The organism is Klebsiella sp. DY2415, from assembly GCF_026314315.1.
In the GTDB taxonomy this organism is placed as follows: Bacteria; Pseudomonadota; Gammaproteobacteria; order Enterobacterales; family Enterobacteriaceae; genus Klebsiella; species Klebsiella ornithinolytica.
Genome location: NZ_CP111115.1, coordinates 146,132 through 166,502 on the forward strand (window position 1 = coordinate 146,132; position 20,371 = coordinate 166,502).

The 20,371-nt window shown below is 56.2% G+C and carries 20 protein-coding genes; 10 read left to right on the forward strand and 10 right to left on the reverse strand.

Annotated elements, in window-relative coordinates; translation table 11 throughout:
* Both OQV00_RS00705 and rfaQ read right to left on the reverse strand, forming a co-directional pair.
* Positions 1 to 1,128 (reverse strand): glycosyltransferase family 4 protein, encoded by a 1,128-nt coding sequence (locus tag OQV00_RS00705; protein ID WP_004868936.1) that lies wholly within the window; start codon positions 1,126 to 1,128, stop codon positions 1 to 3.
* Positions 1,125 to 2,201 (reverse strand): putative lipopolysaccharide heptosyltransferase III, encoded by a 1,077-nt coding sequence (rfaQ, locus tag OQV00_RS00710; protein WP_044346800.1) that lies wholly within the window; start codon positions 2,199 to 2,201, stop codon positions 1,125 to 1,127. The genes OQV00_RS00705 and rfaQ overlap by 4 nt, the downstream gene beginning before the upstream one ends.
* Before the next feature lie 111 nt (positions 2,202 to 2,312).
* On the opposite strand from rfaQ, the gene OQV00_RS00715 reads away from it, so the two are divergent.
* Entirely contained in the window at positions 2,313 to 3,275 is a 963-nt protein-coding gene (locus tag OQV00_RS00715; protein ID WP_004868934.1) for a polysaccharide deacetylase family protein, read from the forward strand.
* Positions 3,276 to 3,295: 20 nt separating this feature from the next.
* The gene (locus tag OQV00_RS00720; RefSeq protein WP_004868932.1) at positions 3,296 to 4,378 is read left to right on the forward strand and encodes a glycosyltransferase family 9 protein; all 1,083 of its coding nucleotides are present in this window, start codon (positions 3,296 to 3,298) and stop codon (positions 4,376 to 4,378) included.
* Between the two features lie 46 nt (positions 4,379 to 4,424).
* Here OQV00_RS00720 and OQV00_RS00725 read toward each other — a convergent pair whose 3' ends face one another.
* The 5 genes from OQV00_RS00725 to rfaD all read right to left on the reverse strand — a co-directional run bounded on the left by OQV00_RS00725 (position 4,425) and on the right by rfaD (position 9,576).
* A complete protein-coding gene (locus OQV00_RS00725; protein WP_032718394.1) occupies positions 4,425 to 5,597 on the reverse strand; it encodes an O-antigen ligase family protein in 1,173 nt (390 codons plus the stop codon).
* Positions 5,575 to 6,483 carry a hypothetical protein gene (locus OQV00_RS00730; RefSeq protein WP_004868927.1) on the reverse strand — a complete coding sequence of 303 codons (909 nt, stop codon included), beginning with the start codon at positions 6,481 to 6,483 and terminating at the stop codon, positions 5,575 to 5,577. Before OQV00_RS00730 ends, OQV00_RS00725 begins: the two co-directional genes overlap by 23 nt.
* Complete coding sequence (gene rfaC, locus OQV00_RS00735; RefSeq protein ID WP_128319004.1) at positions 6,483 to 7,454, reverse strand: lipopolysaccharide heptosyltransferase RfaC; 972 nt, start codon at positions 7,452 to 7,454, stop codon at positions 6,483 to 6,485. The genes OQV00_RS00730 and rfaC overlap by 1 nt, the downstream gene beginning before the upstream one ends.
* A 3-nt stretch (positions 7,455 to 7,457) precedes the next feature.
* The gene (gene rfaF, locus OQV00_RS00740) at positions 7,458 to 8,516 is read right to left on the reverse strand and encodes an ADP-heptose--LPS heptosyltransferase RfaF (RefSeq protein WP_004868923.1); all 1,059 of its coding nucleotides are present in this window, start codon (positions 8,514 to 8,516) and stop codon (positions 7,458 to 7,460) included.
* 79 nt (positions 8,517 to 8,595) lie between these two features.
* Positions 8,596 to 9,576 (reverse strand): ADP-glyceromanno-heptose 6-epimerase, encoded by a 981-nt coding sequence (gene rfaD / locus OQV00_RS00745; RefSeq protein ID WP_004868921.1) that lies wholly within the window; start codon positions 9,574 to 9,576, stop codon positions 8,596 to 8,598.
* Positions 9,577 to 9,788: 212 nt separating this feature from the next.
* Between rfaD and kbl the strand changes: the two genes are divergently transcribed.
* The 3 genes from kbl to OQV00_RS00760 all read left to right on the forward strand — a co-directional run bounded on the left by kbl (position 9,789) and on the right by OQV00_RS00760 (position 13,008).
* A complete protein-coding gene (gene kbl / locus OQV00_RS00750) occupies positions 9,789 to 10,982 on the forward strand; it encodes a glycine C-acetyltransferase (protein WP_004868920.1) in 1,194 nt (397 codons plus the stop codon).
* A 9-nt stretch (positions 10,983 to 10,991) separates the two neighbouring features.
* Positions 10,992 to 12,017: an L-threonine 3-dehydrogenase gene (gene tdh, locus OQV00_RS00755; protein WP_004868917.1), complete on the forward strand. Its 1,026-nt coding sequence runs from the start codon at positions 10,992 to 10,994 to the stop codon at positions 12,015 to 12,017.
* A 193-nt stretch (positions 12,018 to 12,210) separates the two neighbouring features.
* Positions 12,211 to 13,008 (forward strand): glycosyltransferase family 2 protein, encoded by a 798-nt coding sequence (locus OQV00_RS00760; RefSeq protein ID WP_004868916.1) that lies wholly within the window; start codon positions 12,211 to 12,213, stop codon positions 13,006 to 13,008.
* On the opposite strand, the gene OQV00_RS00765 is transcribed toward OQV00_RS00760, so the two are convergent.
* The 3 genes from OQV00_RS00765 to gpmM are packed head-to-tail and all read right to left on the reverse strand — an operon-like array spanning position 13,005 to position 16,784.
* The gene (locus tag OQV00_RS00765; protein WP_044346796.1) at positions 13,005 to 13,955 is read right to left on the reverse strand and encodes a divergent polysaccharide deacetylase family protein; all 951 of its coding nucleotides are present in this window, start codon (positions 13,953 to 13,955) and stop codon (positions 13,005 to 13,007) included. The genes OQV00_RS00760 and OQV00_RS00765 overlap by 4 nt on opposite strands.
* 3 nt (positions 13,956 to 13,958) lie before the next feature.
* Positions 13,959 to 15,230 carry a murein hydrolase activator EnvC gene (gene envC / locus OQV00_RS00770; RefSeq protein WP_104896412.1) on the reverse strand — a complete coding sequence of 424 codons (1,272 nt, stop codon included), beginning with the start codon at positions 15,228 to 15,230 and terminating at the stop codon, positions 13,959 to 13,961.
* 9 nt (positions 15,231 to 15,239) lie between these two features.
* Complete coding sequence (gene gpmM / locus OQV00_RS00775; RefSeq protein ID WP_128319003.1) at positions 15,240 to 16,784, reverse strand: 2,3-bisphosphoglycerate-independent phosphoglycerate mutase; 1,545 nt, start codon at positions 16,782 to 16,784, stop codon at positions 15,240 to 15,242.
* Between the two features lie 245 nt (positions 16,785 to 17,029).
* Here gpmM and OQV00_RS00780 point away from each other — a divergent pair, with 245 nt between their 5' ends.
* The 5 genes from OQV00_RS00780 to cysE all read left to right on the forward strand — a co-directional run bounded on the left by OQV00_RS00780 (position 17,030) and on the right by cysE (position 20,266).
* Entirely contained in the window at positions 17,030 to 17,461 is a 432-nt protein-coding gene (locus tag OQV00_RS00780; protein ID WP_004868909.1) for a rhodanese-like domain-containing protein, read from the forward strand.
* Between the two features lie 109 nt (positions 17,462 to 17,570).
* Complete coding sequence (gene grxC, locus OQV00_RS00785) at positions 17,571 to 17,822, forward strand: glutaredoxin 3 (RefSeq protein ID WP_004868906.1); 252 nt, start codon at positions 17,571 to 17,573, stop codon at positions 17,820 to 17,822.
* Positions 17,823 to 17,880: 58 nt separating this feature from the next.
* A complete protein-coding gene (gene secB / locus OQV00_RS00790; protein WP_004868904.1) occupies positions 17,881 to 18,348 on the forward strand; it encodes a protein-export chaperone SecB in 468 nt (155 codons plus the stop codon).
* A complete protein-coding gene (gene gpsA / locus OQV00_RS00795; protein ID WP_004868903.1) occupies positions 18,348 to 19,364 on the forward strand; it encodes an NAD(P)H-dependent glycerol-3-phosphate dehydrogenase in 1,017 nt (338 codons plus the stop codon). Before secB ends, gpsA begins: the two co-directional genes overlap by 1 nt.
* Before the next feature lie 80 nt (positions 19,365 to 19,444).
* Positions 19,445 to 20,266 carry a serine O-acetyltransferase gene (gene cysE, locus OQV00_RS00800; protein WP_004106845.1) on the forward strand — a complete coding sequence of 274 codons (822 nt, stop codon included), beginning with the start codon at positions 19,445 to 19,447 and terminating at the stop codon, positions 20,264 to 20,266.
* The last annotated feature ends 105 nt before the right edge of the window (positions 20,267 to 20,371 follow it).

Genomic DNA, 20,371 nt, shown 5'->3' on the forward strand with positions numbered 1-20,371 from the left:
TTATTTCACCAGATCCTGATAGAGGGAGAGCAGCTGCGTCGAGAGTCGTTCGCTGGTGCAGGTCATGATGCGCTCGCGGGCGCGCTCCCCTTCCGCAGAGCCTAACGCCCGGGCGGGCAGGGCGCTAACCGACTCCTGCAGGGCCGGGATATCCAGCGCATCGCAAACGTAGCCATTGCTGCCCTGAACGATAAACTCCGCGCCGCCGCAGCCGGTGGTGGTAATGACCGGCAGGCCGCAGGCCATCGCTTCGAGAATAACGTTGGGGAACGGATCGTACAGCGTCGGCAGCAGCAGGCCGTCGGCCATCTGATAGAACGGCAGGGTTTCCGACTGCATGCCGAAAAAGCGGACCCGCTCCTCGCAGTTGAGGGTTTTCGCCAGCGACTGATAGCGATTCTGATCTTTGTCTTTACCGACGACCAGCAGATAGCGATCGGTGGGGGCGATGGCGCGGATCGCCGCATCCAGCCCCTTGCGCTCAAAGCCGGAGCCGACGTAGATCAGGCAGGTCGCCTGCAGCGGCAGATTCCATTGGTGACGTAGCGCAACAAAGGCCGCTTCCGTAGGCGGCAGAAAACGCTGGTTATCAATGGCGTTATAGATAACGTGGATTTTCTCCGCCGGCAGGCCGAAGTCTTCAATAATCTCGCGTTTTATCATCTCCGCGTTGCAGATGACGCCGCGCAGGTGCGAGTCCTGGTACATTTCGCGCTCAGCCTGCATGACATAGCGATGGTAGCGGTCGGCAAACAGCAGGCGGCTTTTCCAGCCGGGCAAAATGCGCGAGCGCTGCTGTAGCCAGCGGCGGTGCACGCCGTCCCCGGCGCGGTACAGGTCGCAGCCGGGAATGCGTTCGTGGCTCTGCACCAGATCGAAATGTTCGCTCTGCCACAGCCGGCGGGCGGCGTCGGCGAAACCGCGTTCGCGGCTGATCCGCCCCCACTTACGCGGGTTGCAGATATGAATATTCCAGTCGGGTTTCACCGGCCCTTGCCATTCGCGAGTAATGACGTTCAGTTCAAGATTGCTGCTATCAAGGGCTTCCAGCGCGCGGGAGACAAAGCGCTCCGCGCCGCCGTCCGGGCGATATTTCTGTCGCACCAGGGCCAGCCTGAATTTGCTCATGCCAGTACCTTTTTCGCCGCCGCGATAACCGCGTCGGTGGGAATTAAATCGAGATAACGTTCGTCTGTGCCGGTGTCGATATCATCCGGGTCGGGAATAGCGCCGAAATCACCTGCCCAGATCACCTCACCTTTAGCCTGCCATGGACGCCAGAAGGTGAGTTTGGAGGGGCCGAACAGCGCCACCAGCGGCGTACCCAGCGCGGCGGCCATATGCATCGGTACGGAGTCGACGCCGATAAACAGGCGGCCATGATCGATGACGGATGCCAGCTGGCGCAGAGTCAGCTGACCGGCGAGGGAGTGTAAACGAGCATTGGGGCAGCCCGCCATAATGGTATCGATCATCTGCTTCTCTTTGGCATCGGGACCGGAGGTCAGCACGACCGGGTAGCCTGCGTCAGAGAGGGCGTTAATCAGGGCGCTCATTCGCTCTTCGCGCCAGCACTTAAAGAACCAGCGGGAGGTCGGTTGAATGACGATATAGTTGTCCTGAAATCCTTCCGGCAGCAGCGCGAGGCTGACGTGCCAGTCCTGCTCGCTGTAGCCCATTTTCGCCGGCGCGTCATTCATCTCCAGCCCAAGCGGCGCCAGAATCGACAGATTCTGCTGCACGGTGTGCTGCTGGTTATGCTGCTGTGTTGAGGCGAGAGCGGTATGACAAAAACGCCATGCCGGGTGACGACGCTTCGGGAAGTCAAAGCCGATGCGGATTGGCGCGCCGGTCAGTTTCGTGATAATTGCGCTTGGCCACTGATCGGCAAGATTGAGCACCATATCGTAGCGCTGCTGGCGCAGCGCACGAATCAGCTGCCACTCCATCTTGAGCTGGTGGCCGGTGCCCTGTTTTTTCCAGCGCCGATCAATGGCGAAAATCTGATTGATATCAGGATTGGCGGCGAGCATATCCCGGGTTTCTTCATACAGCAGGACATCAACGCTGGCCGCGGGATATTGCTGTTTGAGGGCGTGAATGAGCGGCGTGATCAGCAGCATATCGCCATGATGGCGCAGCTTAATAACCAGGATTCGCGTCGGGGTCACAGGGCCGGAAGAGCGGGTTTCAGGCGTCATTCTCTGTTCTTCATTCAATATCAGGTTTCCGATTCTAGGGGATCAGACTGATTGAGAGAAGCGTTGTATTGCTCTACCATGACCCGATACGTATGCTCTGAGGACGTTTTCGTGCACAATCCCGCATTTCTCATCACGATTGATACAGAGGGCGATAACCTCTGGCAAAAACATGACAGCATTACCACCGAGAATGCGCGCTATTTACCGCGTTTTCAGCAGCTTTGCGAAAAGTATGGTTTTAAACCGGTCTATTTGACCAACTATGAAATGGCGATCGATCCCTTTTATATCGAATTCGCCAAAGATGTGATTGCCCGCGGGACGGCGGAAATCGGCATGCACCTCCATGCCTGGAACAGCCCGCCGACGGACCCGTTGACCGATGACGACTGGCGTCATAAACCCTATCTGATTGAATATTCCGATGCGGCGATGCGCGAAAAAGTCGCTTACATGACGCATCTGCTGGAAGACACTTTCCAGACGAAAATGGTCAGCCATCGCGCCGGACGCTGGGCGTTTGATGAGCGCTACGCCCGCCTGCTGGTGGAGCATGGCTATCTGGTTGACTGCTCGGTCACGCCGCGGGTCAACTGGAAGACGGCGAAAGGCGCCCCGCAGGGGGACGGTGGTACCGATTACCGTCGTTTCCCGCAGCATGCCTATTTCCTTGACGAGAACGATATCAGTCGCGAAGGCGGCTCTTCGCTGCTGGAAGTGCCGATGAGCATTCAATATAAGCACTCCGGCTGGATGAACAGCGTGAAGCAGGGCTACGATCGCTTGCGCGGCAAAGTGCGTTCGCCTTCCGTTCACTGGCTGCGCCCGATGGGGGGAAATGTCGACACCATGAAGAAAGTGGTGCAGCAGACATTGACTCAGGGTAATGATTACGTCGAATATATGCTGCACTCTTCTGAGTATATGCCTGGCGGCAGCCCAACATTTAAAAATAAACAGGATATCGAGCAGTTATATGTCGACCTGGAAGCATTTTTTAACTGGCTGGCGCCGCAGGTGAAGGGGATGACGTTGGCAGAATATTACCAGCGGAAACACACACAGCGATAAAAGGCACCCTAAGGTACCGTATGCGTATCCTTAAACAACTGACGCGGAAGAAAAATGCTTTTTTCCGCGACATTAAATTTAATTTAATTAATTTTCGTTATAGAAATAAAGCTGAGCGCCAGCCGTTCAATCCCGCTCAGGTGAAGCGCATTTTATTACTGCGTCTGGATGATAAAGTCGGCGACATGGTGGTAACCACCGGCTGTGCCAGACTTCTCGCCGAGCACGGCTATAAAGTTTCTGTCCTCACCGGTCCTGTATGCATGCAAATATTAGCAGGCTCAATATTTCTTGAGAATGTATATTTGTATAAACCGCGCATGTCACTCGCGGCGTTACGCGCACTTAATTTTGATGCGGTTATAGATTTTGATGACGTGAAAACCTATGAACGGTTTAAGTTTCTCTCTGATTTACGCGCGCCCTGCGTCATTGGTTTTAATAAAGAGAAATATAAGCTGTATGACCAGTCAATCACCTTTTATGATAGCAAAAGCCATATTTCCGCCCGCTATAAACAGGTGGTTAAGCTTTTTGGCGTGAGAGATGAGCACTATCATTATCACGTTCCCGGCGATATACGCGAGCGCCAGCGAGTGGAAAAGTTACTGGCGACAGAAAGTGACAGACAGCTATGCGTGGCCATCAATCCTTTTACCGCCTCAACAGATAAGGATTTCTGCCGTCATCAGGTCGCCGCGCTCATTGAACGGCTCCGTCAGCTCCCCTATAAAGTGAGCGTGGTGATGGTCGGTCGCAGCGAGAAAATCCGTCAGCTTGGGCTGGATATGGCTCTGTATCTGGCTGACAGCAATATCAACTCGGCGGTAGAAGTTATCCGCTGCTGCGATCTGGTGATTACCGCTGACACTTCCATTGTGCATATTGCCAGGGTGTTTGATAAGCCGATGGTGGCGGTCTATAACAAGCGCAAGCTCAAGGATACTGGCCTGCCGGGTTATACCATTTGGGCTCCGGGTTATGCTAAGGCCAGGCAGATTGTCTGCGAGGAAGAGAACGTGGCGGATGTCCCGATTGACGCCATATGGCCGATGATCCAGGAGCAGGCTGATAGTCTGGTTGCCACGCGTTTGCGGCAATAAAAAAGGGCCCGGACGGGCCCTTTTCGGTTACGCTTTCACGACGGCCTTACGGCCGTTTCGCCGTCAGGCTGTTGCTCAACGCAATCCCGAGCGGTAACCAGAACAGCACCCAGGTTTCTCGCGGGTTGCTGACGATAAACATCCCCTGCGACGCCATAAAAATCAATGCATACATGAAAATCGCCAGGCTGTATCGGCTGTCGCCGCGGCGTTTGCACCATGCCCGCCATAATCCGCTGGCGATGACCGCCAGCAGCAGCAGCAGGCCAATGATGCCGCCTTTCAGCAGCGAGCCGAGATAGACGCTGTGGGTGGTGGTGATGTGTTCACCGCTGTAGTTAATGAATTCGAGTCCATAATCGAACCCCCGACCCAGCCAGGGATGGTCCGCGATTTCCGCCAGCGTATGGCGCCAGATACTGAAACGTAGACCACTCTGTGTCCCCATCTCCTCAAAGCGGGCTAACAGCAGGTCGCCAACCGGCGTCAGGAAGAAGACCAGCCCGAGCACCACCGCCAGCGTGGCGACGATCGCTAAATTACGGCGCGTAAACACCTGCAGATGCAGCGTGCAGCAGAAGGCCAGCGCCAGGGCGATAATCGGCCCGCGACTCTGGGTAAAGACCATCATCACCAGCAGGATAGCGATCGGCACATAGAGATAATGACTGGCTTTCTCTTGCAACAGCAGGCAGCAAATTAAGATGGCGATGCCACAGTATCCTGCCAGGTCGATAACGTTGGTCGGGCCTGGGTTTTCCGCTGAGACTTCGCGTAAGGTCAGAACCAGCGTATGGTCTATCGCCAGCGTCCAGACAGACAGCACGGTGACTCCGGCAACCACGCTGAGCAGCGCCAGATGCCGGGTGCGGGGATGGCCCATCAGGGTGGTGAGCAGCAGCAGGTAGAAGATGAGGTAGGTGCCGTGAGTCAGCGGCGAGTCAATATGTTGCGGCGTATGCCCCCAGAGATTGCTGAGCGCATAGTAGACAAAGAAGACCACCAGCAGCGCATAGGTCAGCCATTGCTGGCGGGTGCTCTCCGCCAGCGCCTGGCGATGGTCTTTGTTCAGTAAAGACAGCAGGAACAGCAGAATCGACAGGTGGAGCAGGTTATTCGTCCGGGTGGAGATGCAAAAAATAGCGCTGAAAAATAAAAATAAGGGAAAGAAAATGGAGTAACCCTGAATGGCATAGTTACTTATTTTTAAAGTACGCATCAAAAGAAACCTTTGCAAAAATCGATTCCGGCACCGCGCTCTCCTGGGAGAAATTGATGACCCGAATATGGTTTTGTTGTAGCACACAAGCGGCGTGCGAAAAGGACGGCATGACCAGGTCATCCACTTTGTTTGCCAGGTAGGAAGGCAGTTTATTCTGTTGTGTTTCGTAGAACCGCGGTTCGTGGAAATTATTCATGTCCAGCCCGCTGATAAGAATAGTGTCGAACCCCAGCCAGGCGAGGATCTGTAAGGACCAGTAGACCACGGTGCCGGCATCAAAGACCCCGTGGCGGATATCGGTGCTAAAGCAGATATCCTGGCGCTCAGGGTGGAAGCGCAGCGCTTCGATATGCTGATAGGTTTGCCGCATCATGCTGCTGGCGACTTTAGGCTGGTAAATTTTATAGCAGCCGTCTTCAATCAGCGCCAGGCGGCAGCGCAGATCGGCCGGATAGCGATCGTAGATTTTGGCGATCCCGTGCATGGTGGTAAACAGCACAAGATCGGGCTGGCCGATCACCGAGCGAATAATGTCGGGTTGCTTGTCGTAAAACTCCATATCGACAATGGTGTAGAACGAAAACCTGAGCGTATCAGAGAGAAACCAGGCGCCGTTGACACCCATCACCGGCACGCTCTCCGGCAGCCGTGAAAAATCAATACGGCGGGTGGAGGGGCCGGTCGCCGTCAACAAAACCTCGCCATGCGCGCTGTTTTTTAACGCGCTCAGGCTGACCAGCGGAACGTGTTGACCTTTGTACTGCAGCGTGCGGATTTCACCGCTTTCGGCACGGGTGATTTTGGTATACGGCCAGAGATTTTCGTTATGGCGAAAAGCCCGCGGACGCGTGTAGCGGTAAATTTGCTTGTACAGTGAACCCATTAAATCAGCCCCTGAGATTGCAGCAGCTGCGCGATACGGGCGGCGGAAATATCCCCGGTACTGTTGCCGCTTTCCGGACGTACGACATACTGATTTTTACCGTAACCGCCAATCAACCCCGGGTCGGTGGGACCATATAACGTAAAATTGGCTTTATCGAGCGCGGCGGTCAGATGGCTCAGGCCGGTATCAACGGAAACCACGCCTCTGGCGCCCGCCAGAACCTGAGCGACCTGCTCCAGACTTATGCGCGGCAGTACTTCGACAAAGTCGTGGCCATCCGCCAGCCGTTTGGCCCGCGCTTCTTCATGCGGGGCGCCCCACGGCAACTTAATCTGCAGGCCGCTGTCGGCCAGCAGAGCGATAAGCGCCTGCCAGTGGCTTTCTGGCCAGTGTTTGTCATCGCGGGTCGTGGCATGGAGGAAGACGAGATACGGCACCGCAGAGGCGGCATCCTGGCGGGTAAAGTGGCGGGCGATGGCATAATCTCCCTGACTCTCCGGCCGGGTGTAGCCCAGGCTTTTGGCGAACAGTTCGCGGGTGCGCTCAACGGCATGCTGCTGCTTCGCGATATGGTGACGGCGATTGTAGAACAAGCTGGCCAGCGGCTCGCGGGCGGTTTGCCAGTCCATACCGTGCTTCACGCCGTGCGCCAGCCGGGTGACCAGCGCGGCGCTTTTGACCAGACCCTGAGCATCGATAATCGCGTCATATTTCTGTGCCCGTACGGCATCGCGAAAGGCCTGGCGTTCGCCCCTGATGGGGGCAGAAAACCAGGCTTTACGCCAGCGACGAATGGCGACGGGAATCACCCGATCGACCGCTTCATGCCAGGACGGGATCTGTGCGAACCCCTCCTCGACGACCCAGTCAAAGCGAATGCCGGGAAAAGCTTGCACAGCATCGGTCAGCGCGGGCAGCGTATGCAGGACGTCGCCCATGGACGAGGTTTTTACGATCAATACCCGCATCCGCTACGCTTCCTCTTTATCGGTTTTTTCCTGCAGGAGCGCGTTTAGCTCTTCCTGTACGCGCTGCGGCGTAATATCGATCAGGCTCTGATGATAACCTTCCGCGGCATCGCCCTTACGGACTTTGTGGTAGCCGCTAATCAGGCGAATCACCCGCGCTTTGTGGGACAGCGGCGGGGTGAAGTCGGGGCTGCTTGGGCCATACAGCGCCACCAGCGGGCGGTTCAATGCCGCGGCAACATGCATCAGACCGGAATCGTTACTGACGACGGCCGTACAGGCGGCAATCAGGACGACCGCCTGTTCAAGCTGGGTTTCTCCGGCCAGATTGCGACACCATGCCTGCTGCCGGGTATTCAGCGCGGCAAGGATATCGTTGCCGGCGTCATGGTCTTTGGCCGAACCGAACAGAACCACCTGATACCCCTCGTCGATAAGCTGCTTTGCCAGCTCGGCGTAGTGGTAGTGCGGCCAGCGTTTTGCCGGGCCAAACTCCGCTCCGGGGCAGAAGCCGATGATCGGACGGTCGGCAGAGATGTTGAATGCGTTGCAGACCTGCGATTTTTCCCCGTCAAAAACCTGCAGCTGCGGCCACAGCAGCGGCTGCGGCAGGTCTTTGGCGCTGAGCATGACCCCTTTGTCATAGGCCAGCGCGACATAGCGTTCAACCATCAGCGGCCAGGCGTCTTTATCCAGCACCCGCGCGTCGTTCAGCAGACCGTAGCGCATCTCACCGCGCCAGCCGGTGCGGTGCGGGATGTTGGCGAAGAAGGGAACCAGCGCCGATTTAAATGAGTTCGGCAGCACGTAGGCGCGGTCGTAGCGTCGTTCGCGCAGACTGTGTCCGAGCTTACGGCGCTCGCCTATCGCCAGCGCGCCATGGCCGAGCGGCATCGGGATGGCTTCGTTGACTTCCGGCATTCGTGACAGCAACGGACGGCACCATGCGGGTGCCATCACGTCGATGATTGCCTGGGGATAGCGCGCTCTGAGCGTGCGATAGAGACTTTGCGACATCATCATGTCGCCCACCCATGACGGGCCAACCACCAATATTTTCATTCACTTCATCCTTCAAGCCATCTCTGCGTTGGCTGCCTGCGTTCATCCCGGTCACTGACTTTAGTAAGCCCCCGGAGATTTACTTCGTTGCCGCCTTGCTATCGCTTGAATGATTTTGTGAACCGGCGTCAGTTTCGCGATTGAGCCAGGCCATATATTCCGTTACGCCTTCGGCAACGGTCTTGAACGGCTTGTCGTAGCCCGCAGCGCGCAGGTTGGTCAGATCCGCCTGGGTAAATGCCTGGTAGCGGCCTTTCAGCTTTTCCGGGAACGGGATGTATTCGATGCTGCCTTTCTTATGGTATGCCAGCGTGGCATCGGCTACCGCCTGGAAAGATTCCGCACGGCCGGTGCCGAGGTTGAAAATGCCGGATACGCCGTTTTCCCAGAACCACAGGTTTACCGCGGCCACGTCGCCTACGTAGACGAAATCGCGTTTGAAGCCATCGCTGCCTTCGAACAGTTTCGGGCTTTCGCCGTTATTCAACTGGGTGTTGAGGTGGAAAGCCACGCTCGCCATGCTGCCTTTGTGCCCTTCGCGCGGCCCGTAGACGTTGAAATAGCGGAAGCCAACGATCTGCGAGTCGGCTTCCGGCAGGATCTGGCGGACGTATTCGTCGAACAGGAATTTGGAGTAGCCATAAACGTTCAGCGGCTGCTCATATTCACGGGATTCGATAAAGTCGCTGGTGCGGCCGCCGTAGGTTGCCGCCGACGAGGCGTACAGGAACGGAATCTGACGCTCCAGGCAGTAATGCAGCACCTCTTTGGAGTACTGATAGTTGTTATCCATCATGTACTTGCCGTCCCACTCCGTGGTGGAAGAGCAGGCGCCTTCGTGGAATATGGCTTCAATTTCGCCGAACTCTTCCCCGGCCATCACCTGAATCAGGAAGTCTTCTTTATCCATGTAATCAGCGATATCCAGGTCTACCAGGTTAGCAAACTTGGTGCCGTCTTTCAGATTATCTACGACCAAAATGTCGGTAATGCCTTTGTCATTCAGGGCTTTAACGATGTTGCTGCCGATAAAACCTGCGCCGCCGGTAACGATGATCATAACTGTAACCTTTGAAGTATGGAGTCCAGAGACAATCCGGACATGAATACTCATATCATATCACCACATGGAGCAGGCTTCAGCCATTCGCCGAAAAGCGGTTGGCGAGCGTGATTTATGCTGCAAATAATTCATCCAGGCATGCATCATCTCGTATCAGCGTATAGCTTTGGGTAATATGTGCCAAATTTTGCCAAATCTGGAGAGTTGCAATGCGTGGTGATTTTTACGAACAGTTGACCAATAGCCTCGAGACCGCTCGCGCGGAAGGGTTATTTAAAGAAGAACGCATTATTACGTCGGCGCAGCAGGCGGATATTACCGTCGGCGGCAGCAACGTGATTAACTTCTGCGCCAATAACTATCTGGGTCTGGCTAACCATCCGGAGCTGATTGCCGCCGCGAAAGCGGGGATGGACAGCCACGGTTTTGGTATGGCTTCCGTGCGCTTTATTTGCGGTACGCAGGATAGCCACAAAGCGCTTGAGAAGAAGCTGGCTGAGTTCCTCGGCATGGAAGATGCGATTCTCTACTCCTCCTGTTTCGATGCCAACGGCGGCCTGTTTGAAACCTTGTTGGGCCCGGAAGATGCCATTATTTCTGATGCCCTGAACCACGCTTCCATCATTGATGGCGTGCGTTTGTGCAAAGCAAAACGCTACCGTTATGCCAACAACGATATGCAGGAGCTGGAAGCACGTCTGAAAGAGGCCCGTGAAGCCGGCGCACGCCACGTGCTGATCGCCACCGACGGCGTATTCTCCATGGACGGCGTGATCGCCAACCTGAAAGGCGTCTGCGATCTGGCGGATCAGTTCGATGCGCTGGTGATGGTCGACGATTCCCACGCCGTCGGCTTTGTCGGTGAAAACGGCCGCGGCTCTCATGAATACTGCGATGTGATGGGCCGTGTCGATATCATCACCGGGACATTAGGTAAAGCGCTGGGCGGCGCATCCGGCGGCTATACCGCTGCACGTAAAGAGGTCGTTGAATGGCTGCGTCAGCGTTCGCGTCCGTATCTGTTCTCCAACTCGCTGGCCCCGGCGATTGTTGCTGCCTCTATCAAAGTGCTGGAGATGGTGGAATCCGGTGCTGAACTGCGCGATCGCCTGTGGTCCAACGCGCGCCTGTTCCGCGAAAAAATGACCGCCGCGGGCTTTACGTTGGCCGGTGCCGACCACGCGATTATCCCGGTTATGCTGGGCGAAGCCGTGATTGCGCAAAACTTTGCGCGCGAGCTGCAAAAAGAAGGGATTTACGTCACCGGGTTCTTCTATCCGGTGGTACCAAAAGGCCAGGCGCGTATTCGCACCCAGATGTCTGCGGCGCATACCCCTGAACAAATTGAACGTGCGGTAGAAGCCTTTACCCGCATCGGTAAACAACTGGGCGTGATTGCCTGAGGGCGTGAGATGAAAGCGTTATCCAAACTGAAAGCGGAAGAAGGCATCTGGATGACCGACGTACCGGAACCGGAAGTCGGCCATAACGATCTGCTGATCAAAATCCGCAAGACCGCGATTTGCGGTACCGACGTACACATTTATAACTGGGATGAGTGGTCGCAAAAAACCATCCCGGTGCCGATGGTAGTAGGGCATGAGTACGTGGGTGAAGTCGTGGGTATCGGCCAGGAAGTACGCGGCTTTAAGATTGGCGATCGCGTTTCCGGCGAAGGGCATATTACCTGCGGCCACTGCCGCAACTGCCGTGCTGGCCGTACACATCTGTGTCGTAACACGATCGGCGTAGGCGTGAACCGTCCGGGCTGTTTCGCGGAATATCTGGTCATTCCGGCTTTCAATGCCTTCAAAATCCCGGACAATATTTCTGACGATCTGGCGTCGATTTTTGACCCGTTTGGCAACGCGGTCCACACGGCGCTCTCGTTCGATCTGGTTGGCGAAGATGTACTGGTATCCGGCGCAGGCCCGATTGGGATCATGGCGGCTGCGGTCGCGAAACACGTCGGCGCACGTAATGTGGTTATTACTGACGTGAACGAATATCGACTGGGTCTGGCGCGTAAAATGGGCGTGACGCGTGCTGTGAATGTTGCGCAAGAGAGCCTGACCGATGTGATGGCCGAACTGGGGATGACCGAAGGGTTCGACGTGGGCCTGGAAATGTCCGGCGCGCCGCCGGCATTCCGCACCATGCTGGATACCATGAACCACGGCGGTCGTATTGCGATGCTCGGTATTCCGCCGTCGGATATGTCCATCGACTGGACAAAAGTTATTTTCAAGGGGCTGTTTATCAAAGGGATTTATGGCCGGGAAATGTTCGAGACCTGGTACAAGATGGCCGCACTGATCCAGTCCGGGCTGGATTTGTCACCGATCATTACCCACCGTTTTGGCATCGATGAGTTCCAGCAGGGCTTTGATGCGATGCGCTCCGGCCAGTCCGGAAAAGTGGTGCTGAGCTGGGATTAAATCTGATAAAACGGCAGCCCGGCTGCGGCCGGGTTTTATGCTGAGATACGCTGAGCGCCTGCGGGCGCTTTTTTTTATTTAGATTTGGATAACATTTCACAGATCCTTCATCGTGAACGCACTTTTTCTAAATCGATTTTTGGCCTATTCGTTTATACAGTTCGTTTAACTACCGTTTAATTTTATAAACACCATGCTTAAACTCTCTGTATGCTTACTGACCTGTAATTCTGCCCGCCTGCTAGGCCAGGTTTTACCTCCGCTCCTGAAGGTGGCGGATGAGTGCATTGTTGTGGATTCAGGCAGCACCGATGCGACGCTGGATATCTGTCGCCAGTTTGGGCTGACGGTACATCATCACCCCTATACCGCTCACGGGGCGCAGATGAACTACGCGACGACGCTGGCCAGCCATGACTGGGTGCTGTGCATGGATAGCGATGAAATTCTCGATAATGAGGTTGTCGCTGAGATTCTGAGGCTTAAAGCCGGCGAGGATCTCGACCCCGCCTGTGCCTGGCGCCTGCCGCGCTACTGGTATGTGCTTGGCGAACCCGTCAGGACTATTTATCCCGTCTCATCGCCGGATTATCCGGTTCGCTTATTCAATCGTACTACGGCGGCCTTTAACAACCGCGCGGTTGACGATCAGGTGGTTGGTCACGCCCGATCCCTCAAACTCCCGGGTCGGGTGCGTCACGATACCTTTTATTCGCTGCACGAAGTCTTTAGTAAGCTCAATAGTTATACCACCCGGCTGGTGAAACATCAGAAGATCAGGCCCTCTCTGGGCCGCGGGATCATCAGCGCGATTGGCGCCTTTTTTAAGTGGTATCTGTTTAGCGGGGCATGGCGGAATGGGAAGGTGGGGGCCGTGACCGGGCTATATGCAACCCTGTACAGTTTTATGAAGTATTTTAAAGCCTGGTATGCCTTTGAAGATAAACGGGAATCTGCCGCTGAAAAACGAACAGATTCCCGATCCGCTTAGTTCGTTGGGTTGTCCCAGCCCTGCCATTTCAGCTGGTAGTACTGCACCAGAGGGCTCTGGCGGATACTTTCGCTCAGGATGCTGAAGAAGCGGCTGGCGTATACCGGCTCCGGCGGATGCTTCGGTTTACAGAACTTCACGCCGCGGAACGGGTTACGCGGCGATGTTGGCGGCGTCGTTTTCGACGGCGGTAGCCCGCTGTCGGGCCTTGAGGTATCGACCTGCGGCTCGTTCAGCAGGTTGCTCGGACGCACCAGGGTGATATCCGGCGGCAGGTTATAGACCATTTGCTGCAGGACGCGCACCGTGGTGGGGTGCGGATGACCAATAGCAATGGCGGAACCGTTGCGGCGCGCCAGCGCGATGGCACGGTTGAACTGCACGCGAATATCGGCCTCATTCTGCGTGTCATCGAGGAACACCTTACGCTTGATCACCTTCACCCCGGTACCCTGCGCCGCGCGCATGGCCTGGGTGTTGCCGATAGTAACGCTGTCGAGGAAATAGAGATTGTAGCGCTCAAGCGCCTGCATCACCTTTTGCATTCCGAACAGGCTGGAGGTCATCGCGCTACCCATATGATTGTTCAGGCCCACGGCGTACGGCACTTTGCCATAGGCGTCGCGGATGATGCGCTCGATCTCGTCGCTGCTCATCTCCGGGCGCAGCGTATCTTTTTCCAGCGGTTGCTTGCTGAGCGGCGCCATCGGCAGGTGAATAAGCACCTCGTGGCCGAGATTGTGCGCTTTAGTCGCCATTTCACGGGCGTGTGGCGCGTTGGGTAAGACGGCGACGGAGATGGTCGCTGGCAGCGCCAGTACCTGATTTTCAGTCTGTGGACGATAGCCAAAGTCGTCAATAACAATGGAGAGTTTACCGGCAAATGCCGGCGATGCCATAGCCAGCGTACCGGCTACCGCGAATGCAATTCTGCGAAATTGAAGCAAAACTTATCTTCCCAACCACGGCTGTGGATTGACCGCCTGACCCTGGCGACGAATTTCGAAATAGAGCGACGGACGGCCCTGACCGCCGCTGCTGCCTACGAGAGCAATCGGCTGGCCCGCCCGGACCTGAGTGCCGACGCTGACCAGCGCGCTTTGGTTATAGCCGTAAAGGCTCATATCGCCTTTACCGTGTTCAACGACCACAACCAGGCCGTAGCCCTGTAGCCAGTCGGCGAGAATCACCCGGCCATCGGCAATTGCCTTGACCTCGGTACCTTCAGACGCAGCGATAACCATCCCTTTCCAACGTAGTTCACCTTGCAGCTGTTCGCCATAACGATGAAGCAACGTTCCGCGAACCGGCCAGTAGGCCTGACCGCGCGGAGAGCCCAGACCGCCGGTGCGGGACATCAGCGAACGCTCGCTTTCGGTCGGTTTGTAGGTGGTACCTTTACGGGATGCATCCTGCTGACGATCGCGCACGGCCTGAGCCTCGCGAGCTTCTCGCTCTGCGCGGGCCTTCGCTGCGGCTTCTGCTTGCGCGATCCGACCGCGCAGGCGCGATTCGTTGGCCCGCATTTCGCCCAGCTGCTGCTGACCTTGCTGAATAGACGATTCAAGGCCTGAAAGGGTTTTCTTACGTTCGTTCCGCGCCTGTTCCAGTTTTGCCTGCTGTGCGCGCTGCTCGTAAACCAGCGTCTGCTGTTGGCTCTGCTTTTCTTCCAGCTCCGCCTTTTGCGCGGCGACCTCTTCACGCGTCTGTTTCAGCTGGGCGATGGTCTCCTGGCGGGCCTGGTTAAGATAACCGTAGTAAACCTGCATGCGCTGGTTACGCTGACCCTCTTCACCGCTGAGGATCATTTGCATCCCGGTATGCGGCCCCTGACGGAACGCGGCATCAAGCTGCGCCGACAGGTTACGCTCCTGAGTGGCGCGCTGACGTTCCAGCTTTGCGATTGAAGCGTTCATTTCGTCAATCTGCTTATTCAGCTGGTTCAGGGTATCCTGGGTTTCACGCAGTTTGCGGGCGGCGGCAGAGATGGCCTCTTCCTGTACTTTGAGCTGGGCAAGCAGGGAGGCGCGTTGCTGTTGCTGTTGCTTGATCGCCCGCTGCTTTGCGGCGATATCGGCCTGAATAGATTTGAGCTGGTCGCGGTCATCCGCCTGAGCAGGTGCGGCGCACAGCAATACGCCAGCGCTGAGTGCGCTGGCGTAAAGGACGGATCGAACAGCCGTTGCGATCCATGTATTTGAATAAGTCGCCTTTCCCCTCATGGGGAAGGATTATTCCACGATGAACAGCGGCTTGCCAGTCATCTCTTGCGGGATTTCCATTCCCATCAGCGACAACATGGTTGGCGCGATATCGGAAAGCTTGCCACCTTCGGCGACTTTCACGGCTTTATCGCCAACGTAGATCAGCGGTACCGGCAGGTTGGTGTGGGCCGTGTGGGCCTGGCCGGTTGCCGGATCGCGCATCTGTTCAGCGTTACCGTGATCGGCGGTAATCAGCAGCTGGCCGCCGACGGATTCTACCGCTTTGGTAACCTGATCGATGCAGTTGTCCAGCGTTTCAACGGCTTTAATTGCCGCTTCCATGACGCCGGTATGACCGACCATATCGCCGTTCGGATAGTTACAGATGATGGTGTCGTACTGACCGCCCTTGATAGCAGCAACCAGTTTTTCGGTCAGCTCGGCGGAGCTCATTTCCGGCTGCAGGTCGTAGGTTGCGACTTTCGGCGAGTTAATCAGAATACGATCTTCGCCTTTGAACGGCTCTTCAACGCCGCCGTTAAAGAAGAAGGTCACGTGCGCGTATTTCTCGGTTTCGGAGATGCGCAGCTGAGTCTTGTCGTTCTTTGCCATCCACTCGCCGAAGGTATTGGCCAGGGACGCCGGCGGGTATGCGCAGGCGACTTTAATGTCGGCGGCATATTCGGTCAGCATCACGAAGTCGAGTTTGACCTCTTTCTTACGGGCGAAACCGTCGAAATCGGCGTTGACGAAGGCGCGGGTGATTTCACGGGCGCGGTCAGCACGGAAGTTCATGAAAATCAGCGCGTCGCCGTCTTCCATCGCGGCATCGGCCTGGCCTTCGGCACGGATCACGGTCGCCTTCACGAATTCATCGTTTTCATCGCGAGCGTAAGCGGCCTGCAGACCGGCAACGGCGGTGTCGGCCTGGAACTCGCCCTTCGCCAGGGTCATCAGATCATATGCCTGCTCAACGCGGTCCCAGCGATTGTCGCGGTCCATGGCGTAGTAGCGGCCAATAATGGAAGCCACGCGGCCTTTACCGAGAGCGGCAAATTTTTCTTCAAATTTCGCCAGTGAGTTTTCAGCGCTGCGCGGCGGCGTGTCGCGGCCATCGAGGAAAGCGTGCAGGTAGATTTTTTCTGCTCCGCGCTCGGCGGCCAGCTCTACCATCGCCATAATGTGGTCTGCGTGGCTGTGAACGCCGCCAGGGGACATCAGGCCCATAATGTGCACGGCTTTACCCGCAGCAACGGCTTTGTCGACCGCGGCGGTCAGCACCGGATTTGCAAAGAACGTGCGTTCTTTGATTTCGACATCAAGACGGGTCAGATCCTGGTAAACGATACGACCGGCGCCGAGGTTAACGTGACCCACTTCAGAGTTGCCCATCTGGCGATCCGGCAGACCAACCTCCAGGCCAGAAGCATCAATCAGCGTATGGGGACGTTTCGCCCACAATGCGTCCATGACTGGCGTTTTCGCGCTATAAATCGCGTTATCCTGCTGGTCTTCACGATAGCCATAGCCATCAAGAATGACCAGTACCATCGGCTTTTTAGAATTCGACATTGCGACAACCTCATGCTCAAAGACAGAAAATTTGCGTAATTTTACTACAGCTGAATCGTTCAAAGCACCGTAAAAGATCAAAGAAAGAGAGCGTCGGGCCCGCACGAAAGTCGTCGGAAGGGGATTTTTTCGTGACGGGCCGCAGAAAATACATTACATCGCGCTCACTGGCTGTATTTGCCGCAATGCACAGGTATACTCCTTCCCTGGTTTTTTTATCACTTAGTCGGGAGTTGTAACCCCCCATGCAAGAAATTATGCAATTCGTCGGCCGTCACCCCGTCCTGAGCATCGCGTGGATCGCGCTGCTGGTGGCGGTGCTGTTCACCACCTTTAAGGGGCTGATGTCGAAAGTTAAAGTCATTACCCGTGGTGAAGCGACGCGTCTGATCAACAAAGAAGATGCCGTGGTTGTCGACCTGCGTCAGCGTGACGACTTCCGTAAAGGCCATATCGCGGGCTCCATCAACCTGCTGCCGACCGAAATCAAGGCAAATAACGTTGGTGAGTTGGAAAAACACAAAGCACAACCCATTATAGTGGTAGACGGTTCCGGTATGCAGGCGCAAGAGCCTGCCAGCGCGCTGAATAAAGCCGGATTCGAAAAGGTCTTTGTACTGAAAGAAGGCATCGCTGGCTGGAGCGGCGAAAACCTTCCGCTGGTACGCGGCAAATAAATTTACCCACGTCTTTATGACGTAGTCAGGTTTCCCCCGCTGCGGCGATCCGTTGGGGGCAGCCTTGTCTGCGGCGTAACATCCTGCGGGTAAAAACAGGAGTGAAGTCATGGCCAATATTGATATCTACACCAAAGCGACCTGTCCGTTCTGTATCCGTGCGAAAGCACTGCTGAACAGCAAAGGCGTAACGTTCAATGAACTGCCGATTGATGGCAATGCCGCGAAGCGTGAAGAGATGATTCAACGCAGCGGTCGCACGACGGTTCCGCAGATTTTTATTGATGAGCAGCACATTGGCGGCTGTGACGACTTGTATGCGCTTGATTCACGTGGTGGACTTGATCCCCTGCTGCGCTAATTTTGCGTCCACCCAGGCCGGGTAGGCGTATTTAAGGACAACACGAAAGGGTTTTACTATGTCAGAACAAAACAGCACCGAAATGACTTTCCAGATCCAGCGTATCTATACCAAGGATATTTCCTTTGAAGCGCCAAATGCGCCGCAAGTTTTCCAGAAAGACTGGCAGCCGGAAGTTAAACTTGATCTGGACACCGCTTCCAGCCAGCTGGCTGAAGGCGTCTACGAAGTGGTGCTGCGCGTAACCGTAACCGCTGCGCTGGGCGAAGAAACCGCGTTCCTGTGTGAAGTACAGCAGGGCGGCATCTTCTCTATCGACGGCATTGACGGCAACCAGATGGCGCATTGCCTCGGCGCATACTGCCCGAACATTCTGTTCCCGTATGCTCGTGAGTGCATTACCAGCCTGGTGTCTCGCGGTACCTTCCCGCAACTGAACCTTGCGCCAGTGAACTTCGATGCGCTGTTCATGAACTATCTGCAGCAGCAAGCTGGCGAAGGTGCCGAACAACATCAGGATGCCTGATGAACGCACTTAATGCTGCAATGACTGTGATCGGTGCCGGCTCATACGGCACCGCTCTTGCCATCACACTGGCAAGAAATGGCCACGATGTTGTGCTCTGGGGCCATGACCCGAAACATATCGCGACGCTGCAACATGACCGCTGCAATGCCGCTTTCCTTCCTGACGTCCCTTTCCCTGACACGCTGCATCTTGAAAGCGATCTGTCTGCCGCGCTGGCTGCCAGCCGCGACATTCTGGTTGTGGTGCCAAGCCACGTCTTTGGTGAGGTTCTGCGACAGATTAAACCGCTGATGCGTCCGGATGCGCGCCTGGTCTGGGCGACGAAAGGCCTTGAGGCTGAAACCGGTCGCCTGCTGCAGGATGTCGCGCGCGAAGCGCTGGGCGACACGATCCCGCTGGCGGTTATTTCCGGCCCGACCTTCGCCAAAGAGCTGGCGGCAGGGCTGCCGACGGCCATTTCGCTGGCATCCACGGAGCCGCAATTTGCCGACGACCTGCAGCGCTTGCTGCACTGCGGTAAAAGCTTCCGCGTCTATATCAACCCGGATTTTATCGGCGTGCAGCTTGGCGGGGCGGTGAAAAACGTCATCGCCATTGGCGCCGGGATGTCTGACGGCATCGGCTTTGGCGCCAATGCGCGTACGGCCCTGATAACCCGTGGTCTGGTTGAAATGTCGCGTCTCGGTACCGCGCTGGGCGCCGATCCGGAAACCTTTATGGGGATGGCGGGGCTGGGCGATCTGGTGCTGACCTGTACCGATAACCAATCGCGTAACCGCCGTTTTGGCATGATGCTCGGCCAGGGTATGGATGTGCAAAGCGCGCAGGATAAGATTGGCCAGGTGGTTGAAGGCTATCGCAATACCAAGGAAGTTCGCGTTCTGGCACAGCGTTTAGGTGTCGAAATGCCAATAACCGAGGAAATTTATCAGGTATTGTATTGCGGAAAAATTGCGCGCGAGGCAGCATTGACTTTATTAGGCCGCGCACGCAAGGACGAGCGCAGCAATTAATCTTAAAGGAACCTTTGTCACCTCGATGACCCGGTCAGCGTAGAACTGGCCGGTCATTCTGCTATCGCCTGGAGTCAGCAATGCCGTGTGAAGAACTGGATATCGTCTGGAACAATATTAAAGCCGAAGCCCGGGCTCTGGCCGACTGTGAGCCTATGCTCGCCAGTTTTTACCACGCAACGCTCCTCAAGCACGAAAATCTGGGCAGCGCCCTGAGCTATATGCTGGCGAATAAGCTGGCGTCGCCGATTATGCCCGCCATCGCCATTCGTGAGGTGGTGGAAGAGGCCTATGCCGCCGATCCGGAGATGATCGCCTCCGCCGCCTGCGATATTCAGGCCGTGCGCACCCGCGACCCGGCGGTTGATAAGTACTCCACGCCGCTGCTGTACCTGAAAGGTTTCCACGCGCTGCAGGCCTACCGCATTGGCCACTGGCTGTGGAATCAGGGGCGCCGGGCGCTGGCGATTTTCCTGCAAAATCAGGTTTCCGTTTCTTTCCAGGTGGATATCCATCCGGCGGCGAAAATTGGCCGTGGGATTATGCTCGATCACGCTACCGGTATTGTGGTTGGCGAAACGGCGGTGATTGAGGACGACGTGTCGATTCTGCAGTCCGTGACCCTCGGCGGTACCGGTAAAACCAGCGGCGATCGTCACCCGAAAATCCGTGAAGGCGTGATGATTGGCGCCGGCGCGAAGATCCTCGGCAATATCGAAGTGGGTCGGGGGGCGAAAATTGGCGCCGGTTCCGTGGTGCTACAGCCCGTACCGCCGCACACCACCGCTGCCGGCGTACCGGCGCGTATCGTCGGTAAACCAGAGAGCGACAAGCCGGCGATGGATATGGATCAGCACTTTAATGGTATTCACCATACCTTTGAGTACGGCGATGGTATCTAGAAGCGGGCTATCCCGATAACGCGCTGCCTGCGTAGCGAGGATCGGGCGCCTGCGCCGCTATCGCGGAATCCGCTGCCGTACTGCTTTCCCCCGGCTGGCGCTTAG

What these genes read in the sequence shown, in the direction of transcription:
- OQV00_RS00705 (WP_004868936.1), bottom strand. Translation starts at nt 1,128, where the DNA reads ATGAGCAAATTCAGGCTGGCCCTGGTGCGACAGAAATATCGCCCGGAC.
- rfaQ (WP_044346800.1), bottom strand. Translation starts at nt 2,201, where the DNA reads ATGACGCCTGAAACCCGCTCTTCCGGCCCTGTGACCCCGACGCGAATC.
- OQV00_RS00720 (WP_004868932.1), top strand. Translation starts at nt 3,296, where the DNA reads ATGCGTATCCTTAAACAACTGACGCGGAAGAAAAATGCTTTTTTCCGC.
- OQV00_RS00725 (WP_032718394.1), bottom strand. Translation starts at nt 5,597, where the DNA reads ATGCGTACTTTAAAAATAAGTAACTATGCCATTCAGGGTTACTCCATT.
- OQV00_RS00730 (WP_004868927.1), bottom strand. Translation starts at nt 6,483, where the DNA reads ATGGGTTCACTGTACAAGCAAATTTACCGCTACACGCGTCCGCGGGCT.
- rfaC (WP_128319004.1), bottom strand. Translation starts at nt 7,454, where the DNA reads ATGCGGGTATTGATCGTAAAAACCTCGTCCATGGGCGACGTCCTGCAT.
- rfaF (WP_004868923.1), bottom strand. Translation starts at nt 8,516, where the DNA reads ATGAAAATATTGGTGGTTGGCCCGTCATGGGTGGGCGACATGATGATG.
- rfaD (WP_004868921.1), bottom strand. Translation starts at nt 9,576, where the DNA reads ATGATCATCGTTACCGGCGGCGCAGGTTTTATCGGCAGCAACATCGTT.
- kbl (WP_004868920.1), top strand. Translation starts at nt 9,789, where the DNA reads ATGCGTGGTGATTTTTACGAACAGTTGACCAATAGCCTCGAGACCGCT.
- tdh (WP_004868917.1), top strand. Translation starts at nt 10,992, where the DNA reads ATGAAAGCGTTATCCAAACTGAAAGCGGAAGAAGGCATCTGGATGACC.
- OQV00_RS00760 (WP_004868916.1), top strand. Translation starts at nt 12,211, where the DNA reads ATGCTTAAACTCTCTGTATGCTTACTGACCTGTAATTCTGCCCGCCTG.
- envC (WP_104896412.1), bottom strand. Translation starts at nt 15,230, where the DNA reads ATGAGGGGAAAGGCGACTTATTCAAATACATGGATCGCAACGGCTGTT.
- gpmM (WP_128319003.1), bottom strand. Translation starts at nt 16,784, where the DNA reads ATGTCGAATTCTAAAAAGCCGATGGTACTGGTCATTCTTGATGGCTAT.
- OQV00_RS00780 (WP_004868909.1), top strand. Translation starts at nt 17,030, where the DNA reads ATGCAAGAAATTATGCAATTCGTCGGCCGTCACCCCGTCCTGAGCATC.
- grxC (WP_004868906.1), top strand. Translation starts at nt 17,571, where the DNA reads ATGGCCAATATTGATATCTACACCAAAGCGACCTGTCCGTTCTGTATC.
- secB (WP_004868904.1), top strand. Translation starts at nt 17,881, where the DNA reads ATGTCAGAACAAAACAGCACCGAAATGACTTTCCAGATCCAGCGTATC.
- gpsA (WP_004868903.1), top strand. Translation starts at nt 18,348, where the DNA reads ATGAACGCACTTAATGCTGCAATGACTGTGATCGGTGCCGGCTCATAC.
- cysE (WP_004106845.1), top strand. Translation starts at nt 19,445, where the DNA reads ATGCCGTGTGAAGAACTGGATATCGTCTGGAACAATATTAAAGCCGAA.